This window comes from Photobacterium aquimaris, assembly GCF_002954455.1.
Lineage (GTDB): Bacteria > Pseudomonadota > Gammaproteobacteria > Enterobacterales > Vibrionaceae > Photobacterium > Photobacterium aquimaris.
This window is the reverse complement of the sequence record NZ_MSCC01000001.1, coordinates 2,491,929-2,500,396: the sequence shown is the minus strand read 5'-3', so window position 1 is coordinate 2,500,396 and position 8,468 is coordinate 2,491,929. Positions and strand designations below refer to the sequence as shown.

Sequence of the window (8,468 nt, the reverse complement as noted above, 5' to 3'; positions counted from 1 at the left end):
AAATTTTAGAATTTGCACTTGCAGATTCATAATAGCTTTGTGTGCTGGTATGGCTCAGTTGGTAGAGCGCACCCTTGGTAAGGGTGAGGTCCCCAGTTCGACTCTGGGTACTAGCACCATTTATTTTTTTAGCAACCATAGCACAGCGGTACCACCTGATCCCATGCCGAACTCAGAAGTGAAACGTTGTAGCGCCGATGGTAGTGTGGGGTCTCCCCATGTGAGAGTAGGACATTGCTAAATACCTCTTTAAAACCCAGCCTTTGGCTGGGTTTTTTCATTTCTAGCGTATCAACATTCCTCATTACTCCTCATTTCTTTATTTCAATCACAACATAGTATTGGCTGAGACTGGTTTATTTTACTTGCACCATTATTGTTTTTTCTATAGTTTTAACTGGATATCTAGACGGCTAAAACTATTTTGGGGTAAGGAGAAAACCAAAGTGCCAATTAAAATACCGGATCGGTTACCTGCTACAGATATTTTAAGAAGTGAGAATATCTTCGTAATGACAGAGGCACGTGCTGCCAGTCAGGGAATTCGACCGCTTAAAGTGTTATTACTCAATTTAATGCCAAAGAAAATTGAAACCGAAACGCAATTTTTACGTTTGCTTTCTAATAGCCCATTACAAGTGGATGTTGAGTTATTACGGATTGATAACCGACCAACAAAAAATACTCCTCAAGAACATTTAGATACGTTCTATCGTCAATTTGAAATGGTTAAAGATCGTAATTTTGATGGTTTGATTGTCACGGGAGCGCCACTGGGGCTAGTGCAATTTGAAGATGTACTGTATTGGGAAGAAATTCAGTTAATCATGAACTGGGCTAAAGATCATGTGACTTCAACACTGTTTGTCTGTTGGGCGGCACAAGCGGGGTTAAAGTTGTTATATGATTTACCAAAGCGTACTCGTAAAGAAAAGCTTTCTGGAGTTTACCATCATCGTATTCATGATTGCCATCATCCTGTTTTACGAGGCTTTGATGATACCTTCTTTGCACCACATTCGCGTTATGCTGACTTCTCTGCCGATTATCTTAGCAAACATACTGACTTGGATATTTTGGCGACATCTGACAAGGCTGGGGTCTATTTAGCGGCTACAAAAGATAAACGTAATGTGTTTGTCACCGGACATCCTGAGTATGATGTCGATACATTGCATAATGAGTTTATGCGTGATCGTGAACAAGGTATGGAGCCAGCAATACCTGTTAATTATTATCCTGATGATGATATTAATCGGGATCCAGTTGCCAGTTGGCGTAGTCATGGTCATTTATTATTTAGTAATTGGCTTAATTACTGTGTTTATCAACAGACGCCTTATGATTTAGCACACTTCTCAGAAGCCAGTTTTACTAAAGATTAATAAAAAGGCCTGCTTAATAGCAGGCCTTGTTATTATTTATAGGCTGATTCGAAATTAATGTTTATTTTGATTTTCCCACAGTTTGGCTTTTTCAATTAATGAGGTAATGGTTGAACCTTGAATTAGAATTGAAAACACCACTACTGAATAAGTCATTACGAGGATTATTTCTCTAACATCAATATTTTTCTCTGGAATAACCATCACACCTGTTGGTACAGCCATCGCCATCGCGAGTGCAAGACCGCCACGTAAGCCGCCCCAAGTGAGAATTTTGACTGACATTGGATTATATTGACGGTAGTGGCTAAAACTAAGATAAGGCAGTTTGACACTTAGATAGCGACTGAATAATACCAATGGAATTGCAATCGCCATTAGAATCCAATCTTCTTGGTGAAAACTGAATTCAAGCATTGTCATACCAATTAATAAGAATAATAGACCGTTAAGGAATTCATCGACTAATTCCCAGAAGTGATCAAGGTGCTCCTCACTTTCTTTTGAAAAACCGATATAGCGGGTCCAGTTGCCAATCATAATGCCAGAGACAACCATGGCGAGCGGACCAGAGACATGAATGATTTCAGCAAAAGCATAACCTGCGGTTGGAATTCCAATCGTTAATAGCAATTCCATTGAGTGATCATTAGTTGAACTGATGAGGTAATGGAAAATTAGGCCAAGAATGAAACCATACACAATACCGCCAATAGCTTCTTGTAAAAATAATTGGCTAACACTCATAACTGTCGGAGTTTGATCACCAAAGGCAATAGTAAATAAAGTCACAAAGATAACTAAACCAAAACCATCATTAAATAATGATTCACCTTCGATTTGAGTCGAGATTCGACGAGGTGCATTCATTTTTTTAACGATAGCTAGTACAGCAATCGGATCGGTTGGTGAGATCAAAGAACCAAACAGTAAGCAGTAAATAAGATCGAGTTGGATCCCTAGTAACTGACAAATACCCCATAAACTAAAGCCAATGAAAAAGGTTGAAAATAGGGTAGAGCCTAATGCTAGAGTCGTGATTTCCCATTTTTGCTCTTTGAGGTGTGGCAATTTAATACCTAATCCACCTGCAAAGAGCAAAAATCCTAAAATCCCTTTTAACAAAAAGTCTTCAAAATTGATTTTTCCCATTTGGGTTGAAGCAATATCTTCGAGATGGAACCAACCATTATGGCCCGCAAAAATAATCAGTAGCGATAGAATCAATGAACCAGCTGTAATAGCAATGGTGGTTTGCATCTTACCTATCTTACTGTTAATAAAAGCTATAAGCATTGCTGCTGCAGCTAGGAAGCAGAGGGTGTTGTAAACCGACATGCGAAACCTCTAGATTAAATTATTGATTAGATTTAATTATTTGTGATAGTAAAACCATCAGTTAGTAATGGCTACCGTTAATTAACTTATTTTGCCACGCTATCTGTTTAGACGTCTAGATTCCTATTTGAATTGTGATAGGATGTTATCAGGCTGTAATGGATTATAAGGATATAATGTAGTGTTAAAAAACAAGGATGTACTGCATAAGCGTCTCAAACAACAAATTTTGATCATTGATGGTGGCATGGGCACCATGATTCAAGGTTATAAACTGGATGAGCAAGATTATCGAGGCCAACGTTTTAGTGATTGGCATACAGATCTTAAAGGTAATAACGATCTATTAGTTTTAACTCAGCCGCAATTAATTAAAGATATCCACCTTGAGTATTTAGAGGCCGGTGCGGATATTTTAGAAACCAATACCTTTAATGCCACCACCATTGCGATGGCTGACTATGATATGGAAAGCCTTAGTGCCGAAATTAATTTTGCCGCTGCAAAACTGGCGCGTGAAGCGGCTGATAAGTGGACGGCACTAACGCCAGAAAAACCGCGTTTTGTGGCTGGTGTGTTAGGTCCGACTAATCGTACTTGTTCAATCTCTCCTGATGTGAATGATCCTGGGTTTCGTAATGTCACTTTTGATCAATTAGTAACGGCTTATAGTGAATCGACTCATGCCTTAATTAAAGGTGGGGTCGATATTATTTTGATCGAAACCATTTTTGATACTTTGAATGCTAAAGCTTGTGCTTTTGCGGTAACAGGTGTTTTTGAAGAGCTTGGTTATGAATTACCAATCATGATTTCGGGCACTATCACTGATGCATCTGGACGTACTCTTTCAGGACAAACGACCGAAGCTTTTTATAATTCTTTACGTCATGTTAAGCCGATTTCTTTTGGCTTAAATTGTGCGCTTGGTCCTGATGAGTTACGTCAATACGTGGCTGAGTTATCGCGTATATCTGAATGTGCTGTCTCTGCTCACCCTAATGCTGGCTTACCTAATGCATTTGGTGAGTATGATCTAGAAGCCGATGAAATGGCTGAACATATAAAGGAATGGGCACAACAAGGCTTTTTAAATTTAGTTGGCGGCTGCTGTGGTACAACGCCAGAACATATTCGACAGATGTATCAAGTCACTAAAAATATTAAGCCAAGGGTTTTGCCTGAGATTAATATTGCGTGTCGATTATCAGGCTTAGAGCCACTTACCATTGAAGCTGAAAGTTTATTTGTTAACGTGGGTGAACGTACTAATGTCACCGGTTCGGCTCGTTTTAAACGCTTAATTAAAGATGAGCTTTATGACGAAGCACTAGAGGTTGCTCGTCAGCAAGTTGAAGCCGGTGCGCAAATTATTGATATCAACATGGATGAAGGCATGTTGGATGCGAAAGCGGCGATGGTGCGCTTCCTTAATTTGTGTGCGACTGAGCCTGAGATCGCTAAAGTGCCAATTATGGTTGACTCATCAAAGTGGGAGATCATTGAAGCTGGACTGAAATGTGTTCAGGGAAAACCAATAGTTAACTCTATTTCTCTTAAAGAAGGTAAAGAGAATTTTATAGCTCAAGCTAAGTTGCTGCGTCGTTATGGCGCCGCAGTGATTGTGATGGCATTTGATGAAGAAGGCCAAGCAGATACACGTGAGCGTAAAATTGAAATTTGTACCAATGCTTATCATATTCTAGTTGATGAAGTCGGTTTTCCGCCGGAAGATATTATTTTTGACCCTAATATTTTTGCGGTTGCGACAGGTATTGAAGAACATAATAACTATGCGGTCGATTTTATTGAGGCTGTTGCTGATATCAAACGTACGTTACCTCATGCGATGGTTTCTGGCGGTGTTTCTAACGTTTCGTTTTCATTTCGTGGCAATAATCCAGTTCGTGAAGCGATCCATGCGGTATTTTTATATTACTGTTTTAAAAATGGCATGGATATGGGGATCGTTAATGCCGGTCAATTAGCGATTTATGATGATCTGTCTGATGAATTGCGCGATGCCGTTGAAGATGTAGTGCTTAACCGGCGTGATGATAGTACAGATAGATTGCTTGATATTGCCGCTAACTATCGTGATAGCGGCGTAGTTGAAGAAGATAGGACTCAGCAAGAATGGCGCAGCTGGTCGGTTGAAAAACGTTTAGAACATGCGCTGGTTAAAGGTATTACTGAGTTTATTGTTGAAGATACTGAACTAGCTCGAGCGAATGCGACTAAGCCATTAGAAGTGATTGAAGGCCCATTAATGGCGGGTATGAATGTTGTCGGAGATTTGTTTGGTGAAGGCAAGATGTTTTTACCTCAAGTGGTTAAATCTGCGCGGGTTATGAAACAAGCTGTTGCCTATTTAGAGCCTTATATCAATGCTGAAAAACAAGCGGGATATACCAATGGTAAAATTTTATTAGCCACAGTAAAAGGCGATGTTCACGATATTGGAAAGAATATTGTTGGGGTCGTATTGCAGTGTAATAACTATGAGATCATTGATTTAGGTGTAATGGTTTCGTGCGATAAAATTTTGCAGGTCGCGCAAGAACAAAACGTTGATATTATCGGTTTAAGTGGTTTGATCACGCCATCGCTGGATGAAATGGTGCATGTAGCTAAAGAAATGCAGCGACGTGGGTTTGAGATCCCGTTATTAATTGGTGGAGCTACCACCTCAAAAGCGCATACTGCGGTTAAAATTGAACAAAATTATCAGCAGCCAGTAGTGTATGTGTCTAATGCATCGCGTGCTGTAGGTGTCTGTTCCGCGCTATTATCCGAACAACAAAAGCCAGCATTTGTTGAGCGATTAGTTGCTGAGTATGATGTTGTGCGTGAACAACATACGCGTAAAAAACCACGAACTCCGCCGATTACCTTAGATCAAGCACGTGCGAATGCGGTTGCGCTTGATTGGGTTAATTATACACCGCCAGCACCAAAACAAGCGGGTGTACACACCTTTACCGATTTCCCTGTGGCTAAATTGCGTCAGTATATCGATTGGACGCCCTTTTTTATGACATGGTCATTAAGTGGTAAATATCCAACCATTTTACGCCATGAAGTTGTTGGGGTTGAGGCAACTAAGTTATTTGATGATGCTAATAAGATCCTTGATGAGATTGAGCGTACAGGGATGATCAAAGCTAATGGTGTGTGTGGCTTATTCCCAGCGAATAATATTGGTGATGATATTGAGGTTTACACTGATGAAACTCGCACCGAGGTGTTAACGGTATTGCATGGCTTACGTCAACAGACTAAAAAGTCCAAAGGACCTAATTATTGTTTATCCGATTACATTGCCCCTAAAGAAAGCGGTAAAGCCGATTGGATTGGCGCGTTTGCTGTGACTGGCGGGATTGGTGAATATGATATTGCTGATCAGTTTAAGGCCCAAGGTGATGACTATAACGCGATCATGATTCAAGCGGTGGCAGATCGATTGGCAGAAGCGTTTGCTGAATGTATGCACCAAATGGTACGCAAACAGATTTGGGGTTATGCTGCAGATGAAGATCTTAATAATGATGATTTGATCCGTGAAAAGTATCAGGGGATTCGCCCAGCACCTGGCTATGCTGCTTGTCCAGAACATACGGAAAAAGGCGCTATTTGGCAGTTATTGAATGCTGAAGCTAATACGGGAATGGTGTTAACTGAAAGTTATGCGATGTGGCCTGGTGCTGCGGTATCGGGGTGGTATTTCTCGCACCCAGATGCGCGTTATTTTGCTGTCGCGCAGATCCAACATGATCAGCTAGCAAGTTATGCCGATCGTAAAGGTTGGGATTTGATTGAAGCAGAAAAGTGGTTAGGGCCTAACCTGTAACATAATCATTAGGCTAAAATAAAAAAGGCGCAAACATTGCGCCTTTTTTGTGTTTTTACTATTGGTGCTGGTGGTTATTATTCTAACAATTGCTGATGAAGCGTAGATACGACTGACTTTGCATCGGTTTCATTAACCAAGAAACACAGATTATGTGGGCTGGCGCCATAACAAATGAGACGTAAGTTATAAGCATCAAGGGCGCCAAAAATGTGTTTAGCTGAGCCTTTGCTGTCACTCATACGATTGCCTATTAACGCTACTAACGATAACCCTTGTTCAATCTCTACTCGGCATAATTGGTTGAGTTGTTCAACGGCAGCTAACGGTAATGTCGGTGCTCCGCCGCCAGTGTCGGTTTGATCGAGCGTTAATGAAACGCTAACTTCGGAAGTGGTAATTAAATCGACTGAGATTTTATGCTCAGCCAAAATACGAAACACTTCAGCGAGAAAGCCGTAAGCATGAAACATATTAAGACTGGTTAACGTCACCATGGTTTGATTACCACGCAATGCCAATGCTCTAAATAATGGTGCTTGCTCAACGGTTTTTCGAATCCAGGTTCCCCCTTGCTGAGGGGCTTTTGATGAGCCGACAAAAACAGGAATTTGCTGTCTTATTGCAGGTACTAATGTTGATGGGTGGAGAATCTTAGCACCAAAGTTGGCCATTTCAGAGGCTTCACTAAAACTGATTTCTTTAATCGGTTTGGCTGCAGCAGTAATACGTGGATCGGTGGTGTACATTCCCGGTACATCGGTCCAGATTTCTAGAGTTGTTGCATCAACTGCTTCTGCGATTAAGGCGGCACTGTAATCGCTGCCTCCTCGACCAAGAGTGGTGGTATTACCTTGGTCATCACAGCCTATAAAACCTTGTGAAATAACAATTTGATTCGCTAATAGTGGTAACAGATGCTGTTGAGCTAATTGACGAATACGTTCAGGTTGTGGAACAGCTTTGCCAAATTGAGCATCAGTACGCATCACATTTCGAATATCAAATCGAACCGCAGTAGCACCCAATTCGATTAAAATTTGATTAAACAAATGGGTTGATAAGAGCTCACCATGGCTAACTAACTGATCGGTAAGTTGTGAAGATGGTTTAATCGCCGCTTGTGCAGCTGCAGAAGCAATATCATCTAATAACGTATCAATGGCACAGCTAACAGTCTGTGGCTGCTGTAACTGATTAATGATTTGCTGATGAATAGTAGCCAGTTGTTGTAAAAGCTGCTGGCGTAAGACGCTATCACTGATGCCGGTGGCTAATTCAACCAGTAAATTAGTCACGCCAGAGCAAGCACTAATTAAGACAATTTTAGTGTTTGGATTGGCGATAACGATGTTGGCGCTGTGGCACATTGCGGCGTAATCGGCGACACTGGTGCCACCAAACTTAGCCACAATGAGTGGATCTGTAGTTGGTGCTGGAGTAAGGCTCATTACGGTGTTCTCCCTTGATCGTAAATGCTGCAAGATAGGTTCTTTACTTCGGAAGAATTCCCGACGTCCATTGTCGAGGAGGTAATAGGCAGTAACGCGGGTAGCGGCTACCCAGAAGCTCCCCATCATAGTCAACCTGACTTAGATGACAGCCTGAAAGATTCAACTTTCATAGCCGATACACTGCGCCCCAAACACTTTGTATCTCGGCGTTACTCCCCCTCTTAATAATGTATTAGGGTTGGGCCCTACACTATTAATACCTGGGTAACGCACCTCTTCTGTAGTGAATAAACACTGTTGTTATTGAATAGGAAATGCGTCGTAGTTGTCAATTGTTAAATGATGATTTCTCGATGGTTAACAAAAAGTATGCGTGGCTAACAGGATTTTGGGTTGTTACTTGCGGCTTTGGTATTGCTCTAATACTCTGTAATAACCACA

At 41.1% G+C, this 8,468-nt stretch carries 4 protein-coding genes, 1 tRNA gene, 1 rRNA gene and 1 riboswitch; of the genes, 4 read left to right on the top strand and 2 right to left on the bottom strand.

Annotated features, from left to right (window positions below; translation table 11 throughout):
• Window positions 1-43: 43 nt before the first annotated feature.
• The 3 genes from BTN98_RS11045 to metA all read left to right on the top strand — a co-directional run bounded on the left by BTN98_RS11045 (window position 44) and on the right by metA (window position 1,385).
• Window positions 44-119: transfer RNA gene (locus BTN98_RS11045), tRNA-Thr, on the top strand.
• A gap of 8 nt (window positions 120-127) precedes the next feature.
• Window positions 128-243, top strand: a 5S ribosomal RNA gene (rrf, locus tag BTN98_RS11040).
• Between the two features lie 203 nt (window positions 244-446).
• Entirely contained in the window at window positions 447-1,385 is a 939-nt protein-coding gene (gene metA, locus BTN98_RS11035; protein WP_060998361.1) for a homoserine O-acetyltransferase MetA, read from the top strand.
• A 54-nt stretch (window positions 1,386-1,439) separates the two neighbouring features.
• Here metA and BTN98_RS11030 read toward each other — a convergent pair whose 3' ends face one another.
• Window positions 1,440-2,723: a cation:proton antiporter gene (locus BTN98_RS11030; protein ID WP_060998360.1), complete on the bottom strand. Its 1,284-nt coding sequence runs from the start codon at window positions 2,721-2,723 to the stop codon at window positions 1,440-1,442.
• Between the two features lie 181 nt (window positions 2,724-2,904).
• Here BTN98_RS11030 and metH point away from each other — a divergent pair, with 181 nt between their 5' ends.
• A complete protein-coding gene (metH, locus tag BTN98_RS11025; RefSeq protein WP_060998359.1) occupies window positions 2,905-6,573 on the top strand; it encodes a methionine synthase in 3,669 nt (1,222 codons plus the stop codon).
• Window positions 6,574-6,650: 77 nt separating this feature from the next.
• On the opposite strand, the gene lysC is transcribed toward metH, so the two are convergent.
• Window positions 6,651-8,024 (bottom strand): lysine-sensitive aspartokinase 3, encoded by a 1,374-nt coding sequence (gene lysC, locus BTN98_RS11020; RefSeq protein ID WP_060998358.1) that lies wholly within the window; start codon window positions 8,022-8,024, stop codon window positions 6,651-6,653.
• Window positions 8,025-8,131: 107 nt separating this feature from the next.
• A riboswitch (Lysine riboswitch) is annotated at window positions 8,132-8,313 on the bottom strand.
• Window positions 8,314-8,468 lie beyond the last annotated feature (155 nt).